Annotated in this window: 20 protein-coding genes and 1 pseudogene; 14 read left to right on the top strand and 7 right to left on the bottom strand. The window is 42.2% G+C overall.

Translation table 11 applies throughout. The annotated features are described in order from the left end of the window. Positions 1-153: 153 nt before the first annotated feature. Together NBH14_RS08830 and NBH14_RS08825 are read left to right on the top strand one after the other, a co-directional pair. Positions 154-432 (top strand): annotated as a pseudogene (locus tag NBH14_RS08830) (DUF3791 domain-containing protein); the annotation flags it as partial. A gap of 71 nt (positions 433-503) precedes the next feature. Next, positions 504-947 carry a VOC family protein gene (locus NBH14_RS08825; protein WP_186961536.1) on the top strand — a complete coding sequence of 148 codons (444 nt, stop codon included), beginning with the start codon at positions 504-506 and terminating at the stop codon, positions 945-947. Positions 948-953: 6 nt separating this feature from the next. Here the strand turns inward: NBH14_RS08825 and NBH14_RS08820 are convergent, their stop codons facing one another. Both NBH14_RS08820 and NBH14_RS08815 read right to left on the bottom strand, forming a co-directional pair. Further along, on the bottom strand, positions 954-1,325 hold the full coding sequence (locus tag NBH14_RS08820; RefSeq protein ID WP_233567409.1) for a hypothetical protein: 372 nt from the start codon (positions 1,323-1,325) through the stop codon (positions 954-956). A 33-nt stretch (positions 1,326-1,358) separates the two neighbouring features. Continuing rightward, complete coding sequence (locus NBH14_RS08815; RefSeq protein ID WP_186961535.1) at positions 1,359-2,168, bottom strand: peptidylprolyl isomerase; 810 nt, start codon at positions 2,166-2,168, stop codon at positions 1,359-1,361. 111 nt (positions 2,169-2,279) lie between these two features. On the opposite strand from NBH14_RS08815, the gene NBH14_RS08810 reads away from it, so the two are divergent. Beyond that, positions 2,280-3,956 (top strand): putative transporter, encoded by a 1,677-nt coding sequence (locus tag NBH14_RS08810; protein WP_186961534.1) that lies wholly within the window; start codon positions 2,280-2,282, stop codon positions 3,954-3,956. A gap of 67 nt (positions 3,957-4,023) precedes the next feature. Here NBH14_RS08810 and NBH14_RS08805 read toward each other — a convergent pair whose 3' ends face one another. Continuing rightward, entirely contained in the window at positions 4,024-6,384 is a 2,361-nt protein-coding gene (locus NBH14_RS08805; RefSeq protein ID WP_284705597.1) for an ABC transporter permease, read from the bottom strand. Positions 6,385-6,558: 174 nt separating this feature from the next. Further along, a complete protein-coding gene (locus NBH14_RS08800) occupies positions 6,559-8,103 on the bottom strand; it encodes a ClC family H(+)/Cl(-) exchange transporter (protein WP_128134975.1) in 1,545 nt (514 codons plus the stop codon). Between the two features lie 105 nt (positions 8,104-8,208). On the opposite strand from NBH14_RS08800, the gene NBH14_RS08795 reads away from it, so the two are divergent. The 6 genes from NBH14_RS08795 to NBH14_RS08770 all read left to right on the top strand — a co-directional run bounded on the left by NBH14_RS08795 (position 8,209) and on the right by NBH14_RS08770 (position 15,942). Continuing rightward, positions 8,209-9,165: a tyrosine-type recombinase/integrase gene (locus tag NBH14_RS08795; RefSeq protein ID WP_186961532.1), complete on the top strand. Its 957-nt coding sequence runs from the start codon at positions 8,209-8,211 to the stop codon at positions 9,163-9,165. Between the two features lie 872 nt (positions 9,166-10,037). Continuing rightward, on the top strand, positions 10,038-10,937 hold the full coding sequence (locus NBH14_RS08790) for an MraY family glycosyltransferase (RefSeq protein WP_250817314.1): 900 nt from the start codon (positions 10,038-10,040) through the stop codon (positions 10,935-10,937). Then, positions 10,922-11,989 carry a glycosyltransferase gene (locus tag NBH14_RS08785; RefSeq protein WP_186961530.1) on the top strand — a complete coding sequence of 356 codons (1,068 nt, stop codon included), beginning with the start codon at positions 10,922-10,924 and terminating at the stop codon, positions 11,987-11,989. The genes NBH14_RS08790 and NBH14_RS08785 overlap by 16 nt, the downstream gene beginning before the upstream one ends. Positions 11,990-11,992: 3 nt before the next feature. After that, positions 11,993-13,033, top strand: a complete 1,041-nt coding sequence (locus NBH14_RS08780) for a glycosyltransferase family 4 protein (RefSeq protein WP_186961529.1) — start codon at positions 11,993-11,995, stop codon at positions 13,031-13,033. Next, entirely contained in the window at positions 12,943-14,211 is a 1,269-nt protein-coding gene (locus NBH14_RS08775; RefSeq protein WP_250817312.1) for an O-antigen ligase family protein, read from the top strand. The genes NBH14_RS08780 and NBH14_RS08775 overlap by 91 nt, the downstream gene beginning before the upstream one ends. Before the next feature lie 9 nt (positions 14,212-14,220). Then, positions 14,221-15,942, top strand: a complete 1,722-nt coding sequence (locus NBH14_RS08770) for an ATP-binding cassette domain-containing protein (RefSeq protein ID WP_186961528.1) — start codon at positions 14,221-14,223, stop codon at positions 15,940-15,942. Positions 15,943-16,031: 89 nt separating this feature from the next. Here the strand turns inward: NBH14_RS08770 and NBH14_RS08765 are convergent, their stop codons facing one another. The 3 genes from NBH14_RS08765 to NBH14_RS08755 are packed head-to-tail and all read right to left on the bottom strand — an operon-like array spanning position 16,032 to position 17,260. After that, positions 16,032-16,298 carry a hypothetical protein gene (locus tag NBH14_RS08765; RefSeq protein ID WP_186961527.1) on the bottom strand — a complete coding sequence of 89 codons (267 nt, stop codon included), beginning with the start codon at positions 16,296-16,298 and terminating at the stop codon, positions 16,032-16,034. 57 nt (positions 16,299-16,355) lie between these two features. Beyond that, the gene (locus NBH14_RS08760; RefSeq protein ID WP_186961526.1) at positions 16,356-16,802 is read right to left on the bottom strand and encodes a glucosaminidase domain-containing protein; all 447 of its coding nucleotides are present in this window, start codon (positions 16,800-16,802) and stop codon (positions 16,356-16,358) included. 2 nt (positions 16,803-16,804) lie between these two features. Next, positions 16,805-17,260, bottom strand: a complete 456-nt coding sequence (locus NBH14_RS08755; protein WP_250817310.1) for an HU family DNA-binding protein — start codon at positions 17,258-17,260, stop codon at positions 16,805-16,807. Between the two features lie 279 nt (positions 17,261-17,539). Between NBH14_RS08755 and NBH14_RS08750 the strand changes: the two genes are divergently transcribed. The 5 genes from NBH14_RS08750 (at position 17,540) to NBH14_RS08730 (ending at position 22,975) form a co-directional block, all read left to right on the top strand. Beyond that, on the top strand, positions 17,540-17,782 hold the full coding sequence (locus NBH14_RS08750) for a DUF4248 domain-containing protein (protein ID WP_010803438.1): 243 nt from the start codon (positions 17,540-17,542) through the stop codon (positions 17,780-17,782). A 125-nt stretch (positions 17,783-17,907) separates the two neighbouring features. Then, positions 17,908-19,650: a PD-(D/E)XK nuclease domain-containing ATP-binding protein gene (locus NBH14_RS08745; protein ID WP_250817309.1), complete on the top strand. Its 1,743-nt coding sequence runs from the start codon at positions 17,908-17,910 to the stop codon at positions 19,648-19,650. Positions 19,651-20,226: 576 nt separating this feature from the next. Continuing rightward, complete coding sequence (locus NBH14_RS08740) at positions 20,227-21,387, top strand: OmpA family protein (RefSeq protein WP_186960946.1); 1,161 nt, start codon at positions 20,227-20,229, stop codon at positions 21,385-21,387. A gap of 27 nt (positions 21,388-21,414) precedes the next feature. Then, complete coding sequence (locus NBH14_RS08735; protein ID WP_186960945.1) at positions 21,415-22,383, top strand: glycosyltransferase family 10 domain-containing protein; 969 nt, start codon at positions 21,415-21,417, stop codon at positions 22,381-22,383. A 181-nt stretch (positions 22,384-22,564) separates the two neighbouring features. Then, positions 22,565-22,975: a hypothetical protein gene (locus NBH14_RS08730; protein ID WP_250817307.1), complete on the top strand. Its 411-nt coding sequence runs from the start codon at positions 22,565-22,567 to the stop codon at positions 22,973-22,975. The last annotated feature ends 296 nt before the right edge of the window (positions 22,976-23,271 follow it).

Raw genomic sequence — 23,271 nt, 5'->3', positions numbered from 1 at the left:
GGACTGTCCGCGATAAAACAGGGCTGTAAAGTTACCTCATCGGTGATGTATCTAATTTGCACTGCTGAAATAACGGAAAACATTCTTATCTTTGTGATACCAAGCTATTGTGCGAGGTGTTTATTATGAGCGAAATTATAGAGAATAAAGCATATGACTACCGAAGATAAGCAATTGGAATTTATTATTTATTGTGTGGAAAGCACGGCCGAACGGCTAGGGCGTTATGGTTCGGAAGTTTATAATAAACTGAAAGAACTGGGGGCAATTAACGGTTATATCCGTTCGTACTACGATACATTGCATACCCAGGGTAAGTCATACATTGTGGATTCCCTTCTGGAATATATCTATCACCGGGACCCGAAATGGTTACCCGAAGGATACCATCCCTTCCAGGCGGTCAACGAAAAGAAAGGAAGTGCCTCATGTTATAATTTATTGGAACTCAGTCGCCAACTGGATAAAGAAATACTATTTGATAAATTTTAGAAAGAACAATTATGAGGTTTAATAATGTAAGATTATTAGTCAAAGACTACAAAAAATGTTTTAATTTTTATGCCGGGCAGCTTGGTTTAGAGCCTGCTTGGGGAGATGAAAACAGTGGTTATGCAAGTTTTAAAGTAGCAGATGGAATAGAAGGATTTGCTCTTTTTGTATCCGACTGGATGGCTCCGTCAGTAGGTAATGCGGATAAAGAATTACCTGTAGGATTTCGAGAGAAATCACTTGTTTCATTCAGTGTGGATAATGTCGATAACACTTATATGGCTCTGAAAGATAAGGGTGTGATATTCATTAATAAACCAACCGATATGGCTGATTGGGGAGCGCGCACAGTACATCTGCGTGATCCCGAAGATAATTTAATAGAACTTTTTTCACCCTTAGCTCCAGAACAATATAGCGAAGAATTAATAGAAGAAAATAAAAAATTCCAGTAAATAGAATTATTCTTTCAGCCGTTCCTCGATCTCGTTCAGCAAATTAACCCTTTCCAGCGAGAACGTACTATCATGTGCTTGCAGGTATTCCAGCAATTCTTTAGCCCGCAGGAGTATTTCCGGTTGGTTTTTGGGTTGAAGATAACTGCTTTCGATTAGGGTCTTGATTGCTATTTCAAGACGTAATATACCGCTTTTCTCTTCACTGTCGAGGAAGCGGAGGATATCGTCGGGTGCTGTTGTCATCAGGAAATCCTGATCCAGTTTCAGGTTCTCGAAAACGGTCTGTATCAGCTCCGGATTCTTACCGGCCGCATTGTTATTACGGTTGAAGATCACTTGGGCAACCATTTTGCCCAGTTCTTCTATCTGTACCATGATTAAATCTCTTTTTAACATATTGGATGAATTTTATTCTACAGTTACATTTATGATTCTGATATCTTTTTTAGGACGGTCATATTGATCTTTCGGCTGGTTGGCAATGACATCCAGCACATCGAACCCTTCGGTCAGTTCGCCGAAGATGGTATAAATACCGTCCAGGTGGTGGCATCCGCCGTCTGTGGTGTATGCCTTCCGTTGCTCGTCTGTAAAGATCAGGTGTCCCGGTGTTGCCAGGATCATGGAATCTATCTGGGCGTTGACGGCTGTTACCCGTTTGTTGTATTCCCGCTTGTTGCTTTGTTTCAGCATTTTTAAGTCGACGGCAATAGGACGGTAGAACTTATCCAGCGCTTTTTTTCGTATGTCCTGGTTGGCAATCAGTTCCAACGTATCCAGTTCCCCGTTGCGATAGACTTTCCCCTGTACGATAAAGAACTGCGACATATCCGATTTCTTTTCCGGATTGACATCATCGTTCTGACGCGGGGCAGCCAGCGCACCTCTCTTGTGAAAATATTTATCGTTCAACTCCGGCATGATCTCCGCCGACGAATCACCGAAACCACAACGGGCTCCGGCTGGTGCATTCTTTGAGTCGGGCGCTCCTCCCTGGATCATAAATTCCTGGATGACACGGGTAAAAAGTGTCCCGTTGAAATCGCCTTGTCTGGCCCGGGCGATAAATGTACGGACATGATTCGGGACATCGTCATACAGCCGGGCTTTCATGGTCCCTACATTCGTCGTGATAGTCACTGTCTTTTCAGGGCTTTGAGCATTAAGCCCTGTCGCGGCAAATAACAAAGCGAGTGTTATACTATATATTTTCTTCATGATCTTTTTATTTTTCCCGGGTAAAGATACTGTTTATGTTGTTAAACACAAACTAAATGTATACCTTTGCGAACTTTATTTAATGGCAAAAAGATTTTTTAATATAATAGTATGAATTGGATCAATGATTTATTATGGGGCGAAGGCATTGGCCACTCCATCCTGTTGCTCTCTTTCGTTATTGCGGCAGGTATTCAATTGGGAAAAATTAAAGTATTTGGTGTCTCGTTAGGGATCACACTGGTACTGTTTGTGGGGATCATTTTAGGGCATTTCGGCTTTACGATCAATCACAATGTTATTCACTTTTTTAAAGAATTTGGTCTTATATTGTTCGTCTACTCGGTAGGTATGCAGGTGGGACCTGGATTTTTCTCCTCTTTTAAGAAAGGTGGTATTACGTTGAATATGCTGGCTTGCGGGATTGTATTCCTGGGGGTGGTAACAGCTATTATCCTGCATTATGCAACCGGCATTCCGATGCCGACGATGGTTGGTATCCTGTCAGGAGCTGTAACGAATACCCCGGGTCTGGGTGCTGCACAACAGGCATTCTCCGATATGTACGGATCAACGGACAATACGATAGCGTTAGGATATGCAGTTGCTTATCCGTTGGGTGTTATCGGTATTATTCTGTCGATTATATTTATCCGTTACGTATTCCGGGTTAACTTTGACAAGGAAAACGAACAGTTGAACAAGGAAGATGCTTCCCATACCAGCGAAGCTAAACCTATTTCATTGATCGTGAAGAACCCGGCTGTCTTTGGTAAGACTGTCAGTGAGTTATCGAATCTCCTCGAACACCGTGATTTCGTTATTTCACGTATCTGGCACGATAGCGACAAGCAGATCGAGATCGCATCCGCTAATACAGCATTGATGGAGAACGACAAGGTTTTTGTCATTACTACGGAGCAGGATGCCCAAACGATTAAAACTTTCATCGGTGACGAGATCGATATGGAGCGTAAACAGTGGATCCGTATGGAAAGCCAGTTTATCAACCGCCGTATCCTGATCACAAAACCGGAACTGAACGGTAAGCGCCTGGGCCAGTTGAAACTGCGTAAACTGTATGGTATCAATATAACCCGTATCAACCGTGCCGGTGTCGACCTGGTTGCCACGCCGCATCTGACCCTTCAGGTGGGTGACCGTGTAAATGTAGTAGGTACTGAAACTGCCGTAACGAATGTAGAGAAGGTATTGGGTAACTCGATGAAACGTTTGAACGAGCCGAACCTTATCACTATCTTTATCGGTATTGCTTTAGGTATTATATTGGGTAGTATTCCTATTACTTTCCCGGGTATTCCCCAGCCGGTAAAATTGGGATTGGCCGGTGGTCCGCTTATCGTGGCTATCCTGATCAGCCGTTTCGGTTATAAATATAAGTTGGTGACTTATACGACTCAGAGTGCCAACCTGATGTTGCGTGAGATCGGTATAACGTTGTTCCTGGCCTGTGTCGGTATCAGTGCGGGTGACGGTTTTGTCGACACGATCGTGAACAATGGCGGTTTTGCCTGGATCGGTTACGGCTTTATCATCACTACCGTACCTTTGCTGATTATCGGTTGTATCGGTCGCTATTTCTGCAAAGTGAATTATTTCACGCTGATGGGTCTGATTGCCGGTAGTACGACCGACCCGCCTGCACTGGCCTATTCAAACGCAACGGCAGGTAACGATGCACCGTCTGTCGGATACGCAACTGTTTATCCGTTGACGATGTTCCTGCGAGTGCTGACAGCCCAGTTGCTGATCTTATTCTTTGCATAAGGAATCGTTTCATAAATAATAGAAAAGGTGTCTGAAATATTTGAAGCTATTTCAGACACCTTTTTCTTTATATCGTCTCTATGGAACGGACCGGATTCTCGATGGCAAAGTGGTAACTTTGGATAGTCACTGCCAGCATTGTTATAAGTAATGTAATCAACAATGCCGCCCCGAATATCCAGGCAACGACCGGAGCTTGGTAAGCGAAGTTCGATTGCCAGTTTACTATAATGTAGTAGGCCAACGGGGTTGCCAGGACAAAGCATACGGTGACGATCTTAACATACCGCTTATTGAATATTCCGAGAATTTCAATGACGCTTGCTCCGAAGACTTTGCGTATTCCTATCTCTTTTCTGCGGTATTGGGTTTCAAACATGACTAATCCCAGTACTCCTATGGTAGATATAAGTACTGCCAGCAAACTGAACAAGGTGACCAGATTGGAAAGATTCTTTTCTTTCTGGTAAAGATTACCAAAACTCTTATCCAGAAATTCGATCTCCTGCGATGCATTGAAAGTGGGGTCCAGCCTGAAAAGAGTTTCCCGTATCTGACTGATCGTTATAGAGATGTCGGTCGGATTTGTTTTAATATAAGCCATCGACAAGGGGCCTATGGCTTCTTCTTTACCATAAACGTAGAGTGCTATCGGAGTGATGGGGTGCACAAGCGGCAGGAAGTTGAAATCCTTGCAGAAACCGACTATGGCACTTTCTCCGGTAACCGTCCAGATCTTCTCTCCAACGGATAAGTCGAACATTTTCCGGCCTGTTTCATTGAATATCAGTACACCGTTGTCTGAATTGTCCGATTCAAGGAAATTTCTTCCTTCCGTTACCTGTATGTCCATCATGGAAAGGAAATTCGGTGTTACGATTTGAGCGGTAAAGTTTTTTGTTTCTCCGTGAATATCCCTGTTCCAGTTAATCGTCCTGTAATTGAAAATGTCGCCCCAGAGAAAAGCGATATCGCTGACTCCCGGTATATTCTTCATTTCGGCCTCTATAACCTTCCTTTTGTTTGCCAGTCCTTCGGGTAATTCGACTTTGAGGATGCTTTCTTTATTGACTCCCGTATCATGATTGCGCATCCATTCGTATTGTACCCGTATAAATAAGGCGACGATGATGAGAGTAATGGATATCAGATACTGTAATCCGATAAGCGATGTCCTTAGTTTTCTTCCTTTTACAGACAAGCCGAAAGAACCTTTTAGTACCAGGGCGGGTGGAAACGACGTGCTGTATAAAGCCGGGTATAACGCTGAGATAATACCGGTAAAAATGGCTATAAAGAAAGTAATGGCTATTAATATCATATTATTTGATAAAGACATATCCACACTCAGCAATACGGTAAAAGATGAGTGGGACAGTAAGTATATCGTTAGTATAGCCAGTAAGAAAGCGACAGTCGTTAATACGGTGGCATCCAGGAGTTGCTGTAACCACAGGATACCGTTTTTACTGCCCAGTACCTTTCGGGTGTTTATCGACCGCATCTTCATGGGAATCAACGACATGGAGAAGTTGATGAAATTGACTATTGCGATAAGTATTATCAGTATGCCGACGGCCAGAAGTGAAAAGACAGTCACTTTATTTCCTTTCGGCAGTCTCACGCTTGTTCCCAGAAAATAACTGTCATGGATATTGGTTAAGCGGACAAACCGATGGTTAGGATCATCGACCGGATGATAGAGCATACCGGGGGCAGCCGCCTCGATCAGCGTCTCCACATCTGTTGTATGGGTAGTAGTCGTTTTCAGGAAAGTCCGAAAGTTGGTAGACGCTTTGTCTCCGAGCAGGAGATCACCTATGTTTATCAGCACTCCGTTAGGAATACTTGAGTTTTTGAGCAAATTATCGTAGACGGCAACTATCATCATCTCTTTGGGTATCAGTTCTTCCGTCTTGTCGGGCAGGTCGATTTTTAACCGTTGACCGACAGGATTGTCGTTGCCGAAGAAATGACGCGCTGCATCCAGGGATATCATGATGCTGTTAGGTGTCTCATAATCGGAAAAATTCCCCATCAGACATTTGAAGCCGAAAATATCATAAATATCCGTAGATGTTATTGCAGCCATTTCAGATATCTGTTCTTTCTCCGCGTTTTCGGATAAGGAAAAAGGAAGTTCTCCGAGGTATAGCAGGTAGGCTCCTTTTTCAACTTCGGGAGATATTCCTATGCTTTCGTCGGCAAACAGCCGTGAAGCAAAAGGACTGAATTCCTTTCCCGGGAAATCACTGACCTGTAACTCGAAAATCCTTTCAACGTCCGGATAATGTTTGTCGAATGACAGATCATGCCTTACCTGTATCATAATGATGATAAAGGAACTGAAGGCAACAGTTAGCCCAATAATATTTAAAATAGTCGAGGCTCTAAAACGTGATAAATTCTTTAGTGATTCATTTAGCATTTTACTCATCTGTATAAAGTATTAGTTTTCAGTCTGAATAGTACAAAAAATATGCCAACTGGTATAATGCGTTGATATGTAGTTGTTTGTCTTGATACGTCCCTGTTTGGTAATGTAAAGTAAATAGACACTGTTGTCTAAAAAATGGACAATAGGAGAGGTCTATCTGTATGATTAATAGATATTTGCCATACTAACCAGCGGCTCATACAGCTTCTCGATGTCCTGGGCATCAATTTCAAGGGTCAGTTGGTCGCCGGGCAGGATCGTTTGTCCGGCAGGAGGGAAGTCTTTGCGGTCGCGGTGGATATTGATGATGATGCAGTTGTTGGGCAGGTGAAGCGTATCGACCAGCTTCCCGTCGAAATAAGAACCTGCCATGACTTCAACATCGAGTATCAGCCGTTTTTCTTCCTGAAAGATCGGTTTCTTGATCATCTCTTCATAAAACATGACGTTGAAAGGCTTTATTTCCAGTAACTCGGTAAAATAATACGTCAGTCCTCCGACAACGATCGAAGGATAGAACACTTCGAAATGGCCGGTGATCTCTGTTATCAGGAGAATGGCGGTGATGGGAGTACGTACCACGGCAACCAGGAATGCAGCCATCCCGATCAACATGACGTAACTTATATTTTCCGGTGCGATGATACCCTGCTGCACCAGCAATAAGGCACAGATTTTTCCTAATAATCCCCCTGTTACCAGTGTCGGAATAAAACTGCCACCCGGCAGTCCGGATGAAAAGGAATAGACGGTGAACACCATATGCAGCAACATCATCCCGGTTATCCACAGGATGCTCTCTTTTCCGCCTAAAGCCTGTTCCATCAGGAACTGTTCGCCGCCTCCGGTCAGGTCTGTTAACGTCAGTGAGATGGTATAGGCCATGATCAGTAATCCCAGCAACTTGATGTATTCCGGTTGCTTTATGGCCGGATATAACCTTTTCACGTAAAGCATCAGCAGCGAATAGAACTTTCCGAAAACGGAGACGATGACGGCGAACAAGAGGAATAGTTTGATCTGTAACGAGAATGACAAATCCGGTGCTACGGCATTTATCTCATGATAAGGATTTATGGGAAAGATCATATTGGCAATGGTTCCGGCAACCACCCCGGCCAGTATGGTTGTGATAGCCGTCTTGGGCGCATCAAACCGCTCGATCGATTCGATAACCAGCGTAGCAGCCGCCAATGGAGCGGCAAAGGCAGCCGCCAGTCCGGCTCCGGCACCGGCTGCCAGCAACTGTTTCCGTTCACCGCTCAGGATATGTCCCCATTTACCGACCAGGTCACCGATATACGATCCCATCTGGACGGACGGCCCTTCGCGCCCCATGGAAAGGCCGCTGCTTAATGTCAGTACTCCACCGGCAAATTTAGCCAGCAGTTGCCGTAAAGAATGCTTATATACAATCCTTCCGTTGATCGCCCCGCGTGTTTGTGAAATACCGCCGCCCGATATATAAGGCCATCGCCTCACCATCCAGGCGACAAACAGGAGGACCCCCCAGAAGGTAAGGAAAGCAATAATATGAAGATACCAGGGTGGCGACGATTCAAAGAAATCCTTCCGGTAATTGTAGAATAACTGTAATAAATAGTGATAGGGAACTGCCACCAACCCGGTCAGCAACCCTACAATGAGGCTCACGAAATAGAGCCTGGCATCCACTAGTTTCAGTTTTAATATCCTCCAGTTTACCTTCATAAGCTCGATAAAAACAAGACTGAATCAAGTTTGGTTTTAGCAGAAGTTCATTATCAAATTATCTTTTACATTTGTTCTATATAATCTAATTAAAAAAACAACTTTATGGAAACATCGTATGTAAAAGAAGTAAAAAGAAGTTTTCGGGGAAACTTATTGAATTATATGAGTTTTCTTGAAAAAGAGAAAAGTGGATCAGCTCAAAGTACAGCTTCCCTCTATAAGGTAACCCAGGGGCATTTGGAGCGGTTCGTAGGTACGGATATTTTAAAAATGAAGCAAGTGAACCCCCTGTTGGTGAAAGATTTTGTATCTTATCTGCAATCCCTCAATTTAAGTCCTAATTCGGTAACCAACTACACCAGTATATTCCGAACCGTATTCAACAGTGCTGTATCTGAAAATCTGGTTACACCTGAAACAAATCCTTTTCAAAAAATACATCTTCGCCCCATATCCACTTATAAGCGTTCAGTGGGGATACAGGTCATTAAGGATATGACGGAATTGGATTTAAAAGGGAAGAAGCGTCTTGATTTTGCCCGCGATCTGTTCTTGTTCAGTTTTATGGCATGCGGAATGGCGTTTGTTGACTTGGCGCATCTGACACAAAATAATGTACGTGGCAATGTACTTGTCTATTACCGTGTGAAGACAAAAACAGAAATCCGCGTGACGATTACTTCGGGTATGCGTCGTTTATTGGAAAAATATGCCAGGGATAATTCCAACCTGCTATTTCCGGTATTACAATCGGAAAATGTTTCTTATGAGAGATATAAAGTCGCTTTAAGAACATACAACCGGCGGTTGGCTACGATAGGGGATATGATAGATTGTCCGGTAAAACTGACCTCCTATGTGGCCCGTCATTCCTGGGCTATGCAGGCAAAAGAAAACTCTGTTCCGGTTGCTGTGATCAGTCAGGCCTTGGGGCATACTTCCGAAAGAACAACACTCTTTTATTTAAAAGAATTGGATCAAAATATCATTGACAGGGTTAATTTGAAAATCATTGACTTTGTGGAAAAATGGGTAAGTAAAAGAAGTTATAAGAATTGACGCTTATTTATAGAATAAGGGTCATTGTCTATAAACTGGTAGGATTATAATTACGAAATCTATACCCCATACTACCAGATAGCTTGAAAATCTTTGACAGTGCAAAAGTAAAAAATTACTATTGATAAAATTGTAGTAAGAAGAAAATTTGTGTCTTAAAAAAGATTAATATTAAGATAATCTTACTGAAATTCATGAAAAAACGATACGGAAAGACCTAAAAATGAAACCATTATGAAATTCAAGATTAACCGCTATAAAACCATTAACTGATCTTAGCAGAACACTCCAACTATCAGAAACAAATAGATTGACATTTATTTAAGGAATCCTGAGTTTTGTAATATTATTTTACTAAATAAACACTATCATTTTTCCATTTCCAGTTTCTTGTCCTTTCCTTTTTCAGACAACTGATTATTTCCGGGTTATATATAGAATGTAAATAGACATCGTTAGTGATTTTTTACTTACTCTCTATATAAATCGTGCTGTTACTGTGTTGATATATAGTGATTTAAACTCAATGACCCTTATTCTATAAATAAGGGTCAAAATAAAAAGCACTAGTATGTCACCCTCAGGAATGGGACTGACGACCTTTGTTATATCAACCCTCAAATAATAAATGCATGTTAACTAATTCATTTTTAGTTGTTTTGGATGTTGTTACCGGAGAACCATTGAAAAGCAAGATATCTTTATTTCTCTGTTTGATTTTGTCCTTTTTCTTTTCTCTGATGTTTCTTCCTCAAATTTTGAATATATCGCGACGCAAACAATTATATGATACGCCGAATAGGCGGAAGTGTCATCATGAAAAAATACCCCGTTTAGGTGGTCTGGCATTTTTTCCTTCCATTGTTTTGTCTATGTCATTAGTAGTCGGTTACCGTTATTTGATTGGTTTTCCGATGAATCACCAATTAAATGGCAATATATTGTTGGAGTTTTTGTTTTTGTCGGCAGGATGTTTGTTCCTGTATATGACCGGAGTAGAAGATGATTTGATAGGGGTTCGTTATCGTAAGAAATTTTTTATACAATTTGCTGTGGCTTCTTTACTTCCGGTATCCGGCTTTTATCTGGATAATTTATACGGATTGTTTGGGGTGTACATATTGCCGGAATATATCGCGATTCCGTTTACAGTCTTGTTGATCGTTTTTATAACAAATGCGGTCAATCTGATCGATGGTATCGACGGATTGGCAGCGGGAGGGAGTGCTTTCTCTTTCCTGGTGATTGGACTGATGTTTTTTTATAAAGGGCTATGGCTATATTCGATGTTGGCTTTTTCGGCGTTGGGTTGCCTGATACCCTTTCTATATTTTAATGTATGGGGCCGTACTGCCAAAGGAACCAAGATGTTTATGGGAGATGCCGGAGCGTTGTCGTTGGGATATCTGTTGTCTTTTCTGGTCATTAAATATGCTGTGTATGTATCGGAAACGGAACCGGATGTAAAGAATCTGGTAATTCCGTTTACCTTATTATTCATTCCGATGTTCGACGTCCTTCGTGTTATGCTGGTACGCGCTATGCACCACCGTCCCTTATTTATTGCCGATAAGAATCATTTGCATCATAAATGTTTGGCTGCGGGTATGACCCATTTACAGACAACAGAACTTATTCTGGCATTTACAATCGTATTATTGGCATTGAATAATTGGCTGACAGACGTATGTAATATAACTATCATATTGATAGTCGACCTGCTGCTCGGTATCCTGTTGAGTAAATCATTGAAAATATGGAAAAGAAAGTGATATCGATCATTGTACCGATTTATAATGTGGAGAAATATCTGCCGGCTTGCCTGGACAGTATTTGCCATCAAACATTGAAAGAACTGGAAATTATACTGGTAGATGATGGCTCGACCGATAACAGCGGGCGTATTGCAGAACAGTATGCCTTGCAGGATAAACGTATCAGAGTGGTGCATCAAAGAAACGGAAATCCGGGTGCGACACGCAATGTAGGGTTAGAGCTGGCCACCGGTGAATATGTCGGATTTGTCGATTCGGACGATTGGATTGAACCGGAGATGTTTGCTTCTCTTTATGCGAAGGCGGAAGCGGATAACCTGGATATTGTCGTTACAGGAGTAACAACAGAATGGCTGCGTGATAACCGGAAAAAAGAAAACCGGATTGTAGAATCGATTACAGAATGGCCGGCGGTAACACCGCTGGATGCTTTTCTATTCTTGAAAGAAAAAAGAATGTTTGCGGTAGCCTATAATAAATTATACCGTTCCGGATTACTGAAAAAACAAAAAGTCCGGTTTATGGAAATGTTACCCCATGAAGATTTGGTATTCAACCTGCGTGCATTTTCGTTTGCCGAAAGAATCGGTTTTATTCCGGATAGCAGTCCTTATCATTATTTATGCCGGGATGGGATGAGTGCAGCCGGTTCTTTTTCACCAGACCATTTGCTGGCTTGTCAACTGACGGAAGATGCGTTCCGTCAATTTTTCAAAATACATGACTGGAATAGCTGTGATATGGAATTCTATCTGAGGTCCAAAAGAATTACCGATTATTCTGCGTATGCGGCAGGTCTTTATAAAAAGAATTGTCCTCTTACGCGCAGGGAACGTATCGAATGTCTGGAAAAGGAATTTAAGCAAAACAGCTTATTAAAACGGGACCTCATATTGTCACGTCCTGCCGGTTTCCAGCAAAGAATGTTTTATTTCTTTCTGTTTAAAACGACTCGCGGAATAACAGACAGCTATTATCGGATTTTATTCTATATGCGGTATCATTTTGATGGTGTTTACCGTATGTTCAGACGACTTATATCTAAATAACATATGATTACCATTGTAATTTTGTATACAGAGTTAATGCCTTATAATGTAATAGTTATAAAGGCTTTGGTCGAGAGGGGATGCCATGTACATGTTGTATTGTCGGATTCAAACAAGAAAACGCCTTATTTGCCTCCCCAGTTGGAAGGAGTCACGTATTACAACCGTTCTTCGTTTTGGGACCCCGACCATTTGTTCCGCTTGGTAAAAAGGTTGGAACCGGACCTGCTCTGGACTGCCGGTTGGATAGATCCCTTATATAACGAAGTGGCAGGCAAAGTTCGTAAGAAACTACATATACCCGTAGTAGCCAGCAGCGATACTCAATGGAGAGGGGGAATGCAATGGTTCAATGTCCTGATATCCCGTTTTCGTCACCGTAGGTGGTTCAGCCATCTGTTTGTATCTGGCGAACCGCAGGTTACTTACGCACGTAAACTGGGATTTCATCAGGAACAGATTCTGATGCATAATTTGTCGGCCGATGTGGATTTGTTCTCTGGCATCAATTTGAAAAAAGCGGAAAATGAATATCCGCGTCGTTTAGTATTCATAGGCAGATTCTCGAAAGAAAAAGGTTTGTTATACCTTTTGGAGGCCTGGAAAACAATACCGGATCGTCAAAATTGGAAATTGGTGCTGATAGGGAATGGGCCTGATTATGCTAAGCTGAAAGGATACCCGGATGTCGAAATAAAAGATTTTATGCCGCAGGAAGAACTGGCGGAAGAGTTGGAAAAGGCCGGAGCGTTTATTTTACCCTCTGTTACCGAACCCTGGGCGTTGGTGATACATGAAGCCGCTTGTGCTGGTTTGCCGATACTGGCATCCGATTGTTGCGGTGCCGTGAGTTGTTTTGTGAAAGACGGGGAAAATGGCTTTTTGTTTAAACCGGCAAACAAACGTTCTATCAGAAAAGCGATTGAACGTTTTATCCGTTTGCCGGAGTTGCAGTGGATACAAATGGGACGGAGAAGCAGGGAACTGTCAGAGAGGATTACACCGTCGAAAGTAGCCGATTGTATTTTAACCGTATTGAAATGATGGTTGCCACGACGGATATTCTTTCCCGCATTGCATTACCCGGTGTCCTTTTATTGACACTGACGAAGGTTATACCTTATTTTCATCCTATTCCGGATAATGTATATTATGCTGTATTTTTAGCTATTTTTATCTGGCTTGTTTTACGGGGAGGCTTAAAAATATCATATACTTACATACCTTTTCTGGTTGCCCTGTTTATCTCTATTTGGGTGAATGAGATCCCTGCTTATTTTAAAGTATGGTTCCGGGTTCTGGCCTTTTTGTCTGTAGTCTTTGCGGTCGGTCCTTTCTTTGTAAATCCGTATATGGTTACATGGAGGCGTTTGCTTTTTATATATGCGTTAGCGGCTATCCGGTGGATTGTGGTCATTTCATTTTTTGGGTGGGTATTCAGATTGCCTTTTGTACATGGGTACAGCGGTTTCCGCGGATTGACAAATCAATCCATGCTGGTCGGTCCGTTAGCAGGGATTTCGATGGTATATAGTTTGTACCGTTTTTATTTGTCTTCCGGAATTTGTGGACGATATAAGGAAATTGGAATAGCGGTTATTTCATTGGTCGTATTATTACTGGCCGGTTCCCGTTCCGCATTGGCGAGTTCTGTTATGGCAGCAGCTTTTTTTTATAGCCGGATTTATCGTCATCGTGTGGAACGGTTGGCACGGCTCGTTTTTATGCTAGCCATATTGGCAGTATTGACTGCTGGTATTTGGTGGCCCTATACGGAAAGAATACGTTCTAAAATGGAAGGTGGTAAAATAGCAGGTAGTTTGACCGGTTCACGGGATGATTTATGGGAAGCCCGTATGACTGAATTTAAGGGATTCCCCGTCTTTGGTGTTGGATTTGCTACGGTGAGGCCTGACTACGCGAAGACAAACAAAGTAAATCTGGAGACTGGAACCGTTGAACCGGGGAGCAGTTGGTTATTTCTCCTTTCTTCAATGGGGATAACGGGGTTCCTGGCTTTTTTTATTCCGTATCTGTCTTTAATGTACCGGATGTTCCAAAGAGAATCGGTCGGTATAAACGGCTATTTTCTGGGTTCTCTGTTGTTTTTGTTCTTTTTTCACCTGTTTTTTGAAGGATATATAGTGTCTTCGGGGGCTTATTTATGTTTTTTCCTGTGGTTGCTGTTGTCGGAGTGTAATAAAGTAATTAATGTAAAATAGTTTTTTGATATGATACAAATCATACCTTCGGAGTTGAAACGTTTATATAAAGTATTACCTCGTTTATACAGGTTGCATTTATGGAAAGTCGGTATTTCTGTTTTTGTCATGGCTGTTTTGGATTTGGTGGGGACCGGTATTTTATTGCCTGTTTTATTACTGGTGCTTAATGAAAATATCATCCTTGAAAATCGGTATATGGCCGTGTTCTACAATTGGATGGGATTTGACAGCATCCGGTCGTTTGTGTTTTTTATCTGTATGGCAGTATTGCTTTTTTCAATTATACGTGTTTGTCTGTTTGCCTGGTTACAGTATAAGCAAAATAAACGGTTATTTGCTATTTCCAGTTATTTGTCCTTGCAGCTTTATAAGTATTATTATTCCAAAGGGTATTTATTTATCAAGCAGAATAACAGTCATAAATTGATTAATCAGATTAATAGCGTAGCCGGTAATTTAATACAAGGTTATTTTGTGCCGTATACCCAATTGCTTTGTGAGATTTTTGTTACAACTTCCATTCTGGTTGGATTGATACTCTTTAATGTATATGTTTTTTTATTGGTCCTTTTGACATTTGTACCTATAACATGGAGCTATTATCGTTTTTCGCGTTCTAAAATAAAGGAATACGGGGAACAGTTATATCTGTTGAATCCTCAGAGGGGTAAATTATTGCAACAGACATTTATCGGGTTTACAGATATGGAAATGAATAGTACTTTCTCAAACAGTTTTTCGCTTTTTTCTACTCTGTTGAATAAGCAAAACAGTTTAACCGTCCGTAATTTTATTTTGAATAATTCACTGCAAAAAGTACTGGAAGTGGCTATTGTCTCTTCGGTGGTGGTTCTGATTGTTGCAACACAGTTGTTAACATTGCCTGCTATAGGACTGATAGTCGGTGTATTCGCCATCGCTGTTTACCGAGTGTTACCGGGCATTATAAAAACGACGGGATATATTTTTCAAATGAGGGGTAATTCGTTTGCCTTGGACATTTTGTCCGATCTTGAATCCGGACATGTAACCCAGGTTGTAACGGAACAGGTTCCGATTGAGTTCAGCCATTCGATAACAATCCGGGATATTTGTTTTTCTTATGATGGCAAAGTTCCCGTATTCGCTCATTATTCTCTGGAAATACATAAAGGTGATTTTGTCGGTTTCCGGGGAGAATCCGGTTCGGGTAAATCCACATTGTTTCATTTGATACTGGGTTTTTTGCAACCGGATTCCGGAGGAATTTATGTGGATGATGTTCTTTTGTCAGCCGATAAACTGGTCTCCTGGCGGAGCCGCATCGGCTATGTGTCGCAGCAATTGTTTATGGTGGAAGGTACGTTACTCGATAATATTGTAATGGGGTATAATAGTGAACACCCGGATATGGAGCGGATCGACCGGGTTCTCCGTCTGGCTTCGCTGAATCATTTTGTCGGTTCTCTGCCCAAAGGTGTTTATACGCCGGTGGGTGAAGGCGGAAGCCTGTTGTCGGGAGGTCAGCGCCAACGGTTGGGGATTGCCCGGGCTTTATACAAGGAAGCAGAGATTCTGATGTTCGACGAAGCGACTTCTTCTCTGGACGAGACAACGGAACATGCGATCAACGACTCTATCATCCGGCTTTCTGAGGAATGTCCGGGATTGACGTTACTGGTTATTTCCCATCGTCCGGAATCGTTATCTGTTTGTCGCCGGATCGTGGATATATGTAATATACAATAACAATGTATATCAACTTAGTATGCGATCCCGGGACAAGCCCGGGATGACAGGATAGTGACTTCCGACACCTTCTTGCTAAAGGGAAAGGATTATGCCAGCAATTTCAGCAAATACCCTCCCGTTGCACAGAGAATCAGTGCCGTACCCATTATTTTTTCGGGTGCAGGGAAGGTTTCCCTGATATTGAGAGTATCGCCCCGATCGCTGGCAGCGCCACTTCCGTATTCTGATGGCGGACAGCCAGGATGGCCAGTATCGTCAACCACAGGTTGACCGGGTTTATGTTTCCCTTTGCCCCGAAAAATCAATCGGGCGATCGTAGTCAGGAAACCGAGGATAGCTTCAAGATATTTCATAGGAATAATTTTAATGTGTCAATGTGCTAATATGCCAATATGCCAATGAGCGGTTATTTATTTCATATAATTGCAGATCGTAATCAGCAGTTGCCGGTAGGCTTCGCGGTTGTCGCCGTTCTGTTCGCTGATGTAGCGGCTGTAGGCGATTTCCTTGGCATACGCTTCCGGATAGTTACTGACAGCAGCTGCCGTCGGATAGACTGTGCGGATCAACCGGGCAAAATCGAAAAAACTTTGCTGATCCGATTCATAGATCCTGAATTGCAGGTGAGAGAGTCCTCCGTCCTCTATCCGGAGGGTTTTTGCCCCTTTCCAGTAGAGGGTAGGTTGTCCGTATCCGGTAAGGCCGAAGTAATTGTGGAACGTTCGGCAAAGAACGCTTTCACCCCAACCGCTTTCGATGGCGGCCTGTGCCAGAATGATATCCGGATTCAGCTTGAAATGTTCCCCGGCCGCCTGGGCAGCCGGAAGGAACTGTTTGAAGAATGCTTGCTTATCCATGCCTATTCGATTTCAGGACGGTCTTCGGAACCACTGCCGCCATTGTTGCCGGCATCCGGATCGGTGATCGGTTTCAGTTCTTCAAACTTAGCATTTTTCTTGATATCGGCCAGCATAGTGCCCGATACGTATACGATGCGTGCATCGTTAAAGAGAGAGGTATCGAAATCCTTCTTTGTGGCGGCCCCTTTGCTTCCCGCTACCATGCGGAAGTTGCCGAGGCGGCCCATACAGATGATATCGCCTTCTTCGAGGCGTTCCTGCATGACCGAAAGCAAGCCTTCGATCACCAGCATGACATCACCGATAAATGCGGTGCTTCGCATGGCGATCATGCTGCATAACTTTTCGAAACTGACTTTCTTCAATGCCCGTACCTGTGCATAATACAGCTCGGAGCCTGCGGCAGCGTCTTTACGCATGTCGGGACGTTTTACGAGGTGATAATTTAAAGCCATGGGAAATAATTTTTTAATTTGACAATGTGCCAATATGCCAATGGAAATGTTCCGAAAACTATTGACGATTAACTGATTGGTTATCGATAACAACTCAAAGGTACGACGGTGGGAGAGTGTCGTTTCCGGTTAACTCCGGTTATGTACGGTTATGTATGGATAAAGGCTGATATGTCTGGTTATAAAGTGATTTTAGTTGGAATATATAGAGGTAAACGCTTGTTTTTCTGTTGTTTATTTTGTAAATTTAAAGCATAAACCAATTAGAAACAGTAGGATATGAATAAGGAAACGGAACAACCGGAAGTACATGTAAAAGTACGCAGTTACGGACTAACAGAGTTGGGTTTGTTATATAACCCGTCCTTGCAGCCCGATTCGGCAGCGAAAGCCATCAAGCGTTGGATTGCCTTCAACAAAGACCTGACAACCGCCTTGCAGCAATCCGGCTGGCGCAAAGGTCAGCGCAAGTTTACACCTTTGCAGACGCAACAGATATTCAGGTTTCTGGGAGAACCTTGAGAATTGAAAATTAGGAATTGAAAATTGAAAATTAGACAGTACGTACGGTATAATTATTTATCTTTGTGTGATAGTTGCCGATAATGACAAGTAATAAGTAGGAAATAGTAAAACAGAAGAAAGATATGGCAAAGAAAATACCTTACGGATTGACGGATTATCTTCGTATTGTTACAGAAGATTATTATTATGTGGATAAGACACGATATATTGAGGATTTGGAAAAGACGGCAGCTTTTCTGTTTCTGATCCGTCCGCGTCGTTTCGGAAAGTCTTTGTTCCTGAATATGCTTTACTGTTATTATGATGTGAGATATGCAGATAAATTTGACGAGTTATTCGGTAATCAATATATCGGCAAACATCCAACTTCAGAACAAGGTAAGTATCTGGTACTTTATTTCAATTTCAGTGCCGTTCGTGGAACGGGAGAGGCGTTGGAGGAAAACTTCAACATGTATGCTAAAATACAGATGGAGGCGTTCGCCGACCAGTATGCATCTTATTTTGAACCCGGCTTCTCACAGGGCATACGGGAATTGAAGTCGGCAGCCAGCCAATTGAATTATATAGGAAAACGTGCCGGTATGTTAGGCTTGTCTATCTACCTGTTGATCGACGAATATGATAATTTTACAAATACGATATTATCCAGTGAGGGTAATAATGTGTATCGTGCCCTGACACATGACTCCGGTTTTTACCGTGGATTTTTCAATATTGTCAAAGCAATTACAACCGGTCCGGAAGCTCCTGTAAAACGAATGTTCATTACCGGTGTGTCGCCTGTAACCCTGGATGATGTGACAAGTGGATTTAATATCGGGACGAATATCACGACGGATGAACAATTTAATTCAATGGTTGGATTCAGTGAATCTGAATTGCAAGAGATGTTATCCTATTATGAATCAGAAGGAATGCTGGTTAACTCAAAAGAAGAACTTGTCAGGTTGATGAAGCCTTGGTATGACAATTATTGTTTTGCCTGGGAATGCATAGGACAGACCATGTATAACTCTGATATGGTACTTTATTTTCTGAATAATTATTTATTGAAAAAACGTGCCCCTTCCGATATGTTGGACCGTAATATCCGTACCGATTACAGCAAATTGCGTCATTTTATCCGTATCGATAAGATGCAGGAAGAGGGACGTTCGGTCATAACCCGCCTGATCGATACAGGCGAAGTGAACGGGAATGTGATAAAAGATAGTTTTCCCGCTGAAAACCTGGCTGATCCGGGAAATTTTGTTTCCCTGTTGTATTATTTCGGTTTGTTGACTTATGACCGGATAGAATACGGAGAGACGATAATGAAAGTGCCGAACCTTGCGGTTCGCGAACAAATTTACGGCTACCTGGTGGAAGCGATGAAAGAACGCGATTCGATAGTTTTCCCTTTTATGGAATTGTCCGACCGTATGCGCCGCATGGCTTATTTCGGAGAATGGGAAGCTGCGTTGGGCTTTTTTGCTGATCAGGTGGATAAGAAAGCCGTCCTTCGTGATGCGATCTATCAGGAATCGACTATCAAAACACTTATGTTAGCCTATATGGGTTTAACGGATTATTTTATCATCTGGCCCGAATTTGAAGCCGGACGTGGTTTTTCAGATCTTTACCTGATGCCCAATCTGGCCAATTATCCGGACATGCAATATTCTTACCTGATAGAGTTGAAGTTTCTGAAACGGGATGATACGACAACTAAAGTTGAATCGTTGATGCAGGAAGCAGAAACGCAATTGCATAAATATGCATCCGATGAAAGGGTAAAGAGCAGTACCGGTAACACCCGTCTGCGTCTCCTTGCCGCAGTCTACAGAGGCTGGCAACCGGTAGCAATGCAGGAATTTGAGTGATGTTGATACATTCTTTATTCTAGTCCGAAGGTCAGAGAATTACAATCGTATTTAGAAAATGAGCCAATGTGGCAATATGCCAATGTGCCAATTTAGAAATAATTGAATCATCTGTTTATTGACTGGTTGTAACTGGCTCCCCTCTTGAGAGGGGGTAGGGTGTGTGTTAAAGCCAGTCAATAAAACAAGCCTTGTTACAGGTTTATTTGCCGTCTGCTTCAGCTGACGGATTAGTAAAGGGTCTATCTCATTGGACTTTAGTCCCATTTCTTACAGTTTTCTATCTAGGAGAAATGTGGCTGAAGCCAAAAGAGAGAAACAACTTGTAAACCGTCAGCTGAAGCAAACGGCAAATGAACCTGTAATAGTCAAGTGACTCTGATTATGGTGGTTGTATGGCGGAGATATGACACACCCCCTTCCTCCTCTCCAGAGGGGAGCCAGGTACAACCAGTTGCTATAAACAAACACTCATATCTGCCAAATCTTGAACCAAACCTTACCTCTGATTATATCAACGGGACAATCTATCTCTTTTTGATCTTGAATAATTAGTATTAAAAACTTACATAAATCATGCGAAAAAGAATTTTAGAAGGAATTGCCGGTATTGGTTTACTGGCTGTTCTTCCGGCTTGTAGTACTCAAAAACAAACGACTATTCCGGAAGATGTGTATGCTGTGGCACGTACCGTACAAACCGGAACGGTGCAGGAAACGGGAGCTGACAAGCAACAGGGGCAAATATCCCGGAATATGGTAATACCCCAGTTACAGGTCGATGCCCAGTCAGTTTATAACCGGATGATTAATTACATCGTTCCGGAAGAAGAATTGGCTCCGGTGTTATTGAAGGAACAACTGGCTGTTTACATTGATTTTCCGGCAGGTGGTATTCAGGTGAACCTTAAATACGGAAATAATTCTGCCGAACTGGCAAAGCTGGAAGGACATTTGAAAACCTTGTTGCAATCTGCTGGCGGGTATGTAAAAAACATTCGTATTACCGGTTACGCTTCTCCCGATGGAAATACAAAGGAAAACGAACGTCTGGCAGGCAACCGTGCCGTTCAGTTTAAAAACTATCTGCAAAAACAATTCAAACTGCCTGCCACCTGCCAGGTTTCCGTCGATTGGGTGGGAGAAGACTGGGACGGTTTGAAACGTTTAATCTCCGGGGCAGATAAAAAATACGGTAGCCGTGTACTGGCTATTTTCCAACTGACTGACGATCCGGATAGCCGTCGCAAACAGATAAAAGCCATAGATAACGGTGCCGTTTATAAAGATATCGAAAAGAGTTTTTTCAGCCGTTTACGCCGGATGGAACTGACTGTCGAAACAGAAGTGCAACAACCTGTCTTTACTGATTCTCAATTGCTCGAAGCAGTATATACCCATCCGGAAAAAATCTCATTACCAGATTTTATCCGTTTGGCCTCTTTCTATCGTCCGGGTACCGAACAATACCGTGAAGTATATGAGATAGCCGCCTATACCTATCCCTCCTGTGCAGTCGCCCTGCTGAATGCCGCTGCCGCTTCGTTAGCATTGGGCGATAAGGAATCGGCCCGCCACTTTTTCCAACAGGTAGGCGATGATCCGCGCGCTTATAATAATCAGGGAGTTTTGTTGCTGATAGAAGGGGATAAAGATGGAGCCGCCTCTTATTTCCGTAAGTCTCTTCCTCAGAATCCGAGGTTAGCCCGTGAAAATCTGAGAATGATAAATGAATAGTTTTGGATCTACTAAATGAATTCGAATATGAAAAAGAAAATACGCTGTAATTTTGTTGATTTCTGGCCGGGTTTTGATTATAAATTTTACTTATGGTTTTTATCGGATGAATATGAGTTTCTGATAGATAAAGAACATCCGGATTATTTATTCTATTCCTGTTTTGGAAATGAACATTTGTTTTATGAAGACTGTATCCGGATTTTTTGGAGTGACGAAAACATCATGCCCGATCTTAATTTATGCGATTATGCCCTAAGTTTGAGTAATCTTCAATGTGATGACAGAACTTTTCGGAAATATAGCGGATTTCTGTATAGAAAGGATTCTCACCTGGTTTTACCGGTTTTAAAAGAAGAAGCGTTGCTAAACCGTAAATTCTGCAATTTTGTTTATTCCAACAATACTTGTGTCGCCCCTTATCGGGAGTTGTTCTTTAATGCTTTATCCGGTTATAAACGAATCGATTCAGGTGGTGCTTTTTTGAATAATATGGGTAAAAGGGTTGGTGATAAGCGACAGTTCCTGCGTGATTATAAATTCACTTTAGCGATCGAGAATTCGAGTTTGCCGGGATATGCGACTGAAAAAATCCTGGAACCGTTCATGGCCCAGTCGTTACCGCTATATTGGGGTAGCCCCACTGTCAGTTCGGATTACCATCCGAACTCGTTTGTTAATCTGATGAATTATTCTTCTATGGAAGAAGCTGTTGAGGAGATTATCCGCCTGGATAAAGACGATGCTGCTTATCTGGAAAAAGTGATGACGCCCTTCTGGCCTTACGGGGCTAATTTTGAGGAGTTTTGGGATAGTGAAATAAAAAAAATAACGGATTTTTTCAGGCATATTTTTGAACAACCTCTGGATAAAGCCGGTCGCCGGGTACGCTATGGCTGTAACAAATTTACTATTATGAGACGAAGGAGATATGATGCTCCGACATTCTTTGAATTGTCAAAATCTATGACCAAAAAGCTACTGGGAAAAAAATAAGGGTGTTTTGAAATGTTAAGACCAGTCTTTTAACTTCAAAATAAGGGACTTTTACAGTTAAAGGTCATGACCTTTTTTTAGGAAATAAGCAACTCATTCCCGGCCTAATACATACAACAATGGATAAAAAAAATTATGTAGGCTTGCGGGAGGAGATCCGTTATCTTTTCCGACTTTTAAAGTGAATATTCAACGACAACCGGATCCGGTACGGACGGTTATGGAGACAGCTGTTTTTTTACGCGAATCGGGTGATATCGACAGTGAACAATGGCATCAATTTTCCCATCGTTTCTTTACGGAATATCGCGATACGATCATACAGTATTACGGTTATGAAAGCCAGCTGTATTATACGCCACCCAGGGAACTGGTTTACCCACGCTTCTTTGTTGCAGTCATGTCGGTTTTATTGGAGCTGGGAATCATCAGAGCTAAAAAAGGGCAATTGGTTAAAACGCTTTGCGGTATGTTTCGTTTTGACCAGGAACTTTCCACCATCCGCCGATGGTTTTATGAGATGCCTCCTGAATATGAAGAGGTTTTAACAAAGTTTAAAGATTCGTTTCACACACTAAAAACCAAGAAATAAATTATTAATCAGCTGGGAATGAGTTTGCTTTCTTCTCGTTTTCCCGGTTTTTAGTGTACTCCGCCCAGCGGTATACCGGGTGTATATTTACATCATAGGGTAAGCGGGCAGGAGTGTCCTGAATGATTTTTTGATCGCACGTTTCTTTGTATTAGTTATAATAATATTCATTCTATATTAAAGAGGCCGTACGAACCGTTGTCAAGGTAATGTCTTATAACCATCTTCTACCGTTTGATAATCAAAATTCGTAATCTGTCACAAAAGCGCGCTTTTACCTGTCACGTTTGAATTAG

It is taken from the genome of Parabacteroides caecihominis (assembly GCF_023656785.1).
GTDB lineage: Bacteria > Bacteroidota > Bacteroidia > Bacteroidales > Tannerellaceae > Parabacteroides > Parabacteroides segnis.
This window is presented reverse-complemented; position numbering and strand designations above follow the sequence as displayed.

Coding starts and splice junctions, on each gene's coding strand:
- NBH14_RS08760 (WP_186961526.1), bottom strand. CDS start 16,802: ATGGATAAGCAAGCATTCTTCAAACAGTTCCTTCCGGCTGCCCAGGCG.
- NBH14_RS08765 (WP_186961527.1), bottom strand. CDS start 16,298: ATGAAATATCTTGAAGCTATCCTCGGTTTCCTGACTACGATCGCCCGA.
- NBH14_RS08795 (WP_186961532.1), top strand. CDS start 8,209: ATGGAAACATCGTATGTAAAAGAAGTAAAAAGAAGTTTTCGGGGAAAC.
- NBH14_RS08825 (WP_186961536.1), top strand. CDS start 504: ATGAGGTTTAATAATGTAAGATTATTAGTCAAAGACTACAAAAAATGT.
- NBH14_RS08745 (WP_250817309.1), top strand. CDS start 17,908: ATGGCAAAGAAAATACCTTACGGATTGACGGATTATCTTCGTATTGTT.
- NBH14_RS08755 (WP_250817310.1), bottom strand. CDS start 17,260: ATGGCTTTAAATTATCACCTCGTAAAACGTCCCGACATGCGTAAAGAC.
- NBH14_RS08805 (WP_284705597.1), bottom strand. CDS start 6,384: ATGCTAAATGAATCACTAAAGAATTTATCACGTTTTAGAGCCTCGACT.
- NBH14_RS08780 (WP_186961529.1), top strand. CDS start 11,993: ATGATTACCATTGTAATTTTGTATACAGAGTTAATGCCTTATAATGTA.
- NBH14_RS08740 (WP_186960946.1), top strand. CDS start 20,227: ATGCGAAAAAGAATTTTAGAAGGAATTGCCGGTATTGGTTTACTGGCT.
- NBH14_RS08750 (WP_010803438.1), top strand. CDS start 17,540: ATGAATAAGGAAACGGAACAACCGGAAGTACATGTAAAAGTACGCAGT.
- NBH14_RS08735 (WP_186960945.1), top strand. CDS start 21,415: ATGAAAAAGAAAATACGCTGTAATTTTGTTGATTTCTGGCCGGGTTTT.
- NBH14_RS08770 (WP_186961528.1), top strand. CDS start 14,221: ATGATACAAATCATACCTTCGGAGTTGAAACGTTTATATAAAGTATTA.
- NBH14_RS08820 (WP_233567409.1), bottom strand. CDS start 1,325: ATGGTACAGATAGAAGAACTGGGCAAAATGGTTGCCCAAGTGATCTTC.
- NBH14_RS08810 (WP_186961534.1), top strand. CDS start 2,280: ATGAATTGGATCAATGATTTATTATGGGGCGAAGGCATTGGCCACTCC.
- NBH14_RS08815 (WP_186961535.1), bottom strand. CDS start 2,168: ATGAAGAAAATATATAGTATAACACTCGCTTTGTTATTTGCCGCGACA.
- NBH14_RS08800 (WP_128134975.1), bottom strand. CDS start 8,103: ATGAAGGTAAACTGGAGGATATTAAAACTGAAACTAGTGGATGCCAGG.
- NBH14_RS08790 (WP_250817314.1), top strand. CDS start 10,038: ATGTCATTAGTAGTCGGTTACCGTTATTTGATTGGTTTTCCGATGAAT.
- NBH14_RS08785 (WP_186961530.1), top strand. CDS start 10,922: ATGGAAAAGAAAGTGATATCGATCATTGTACCGATTTATAATGTGGAG.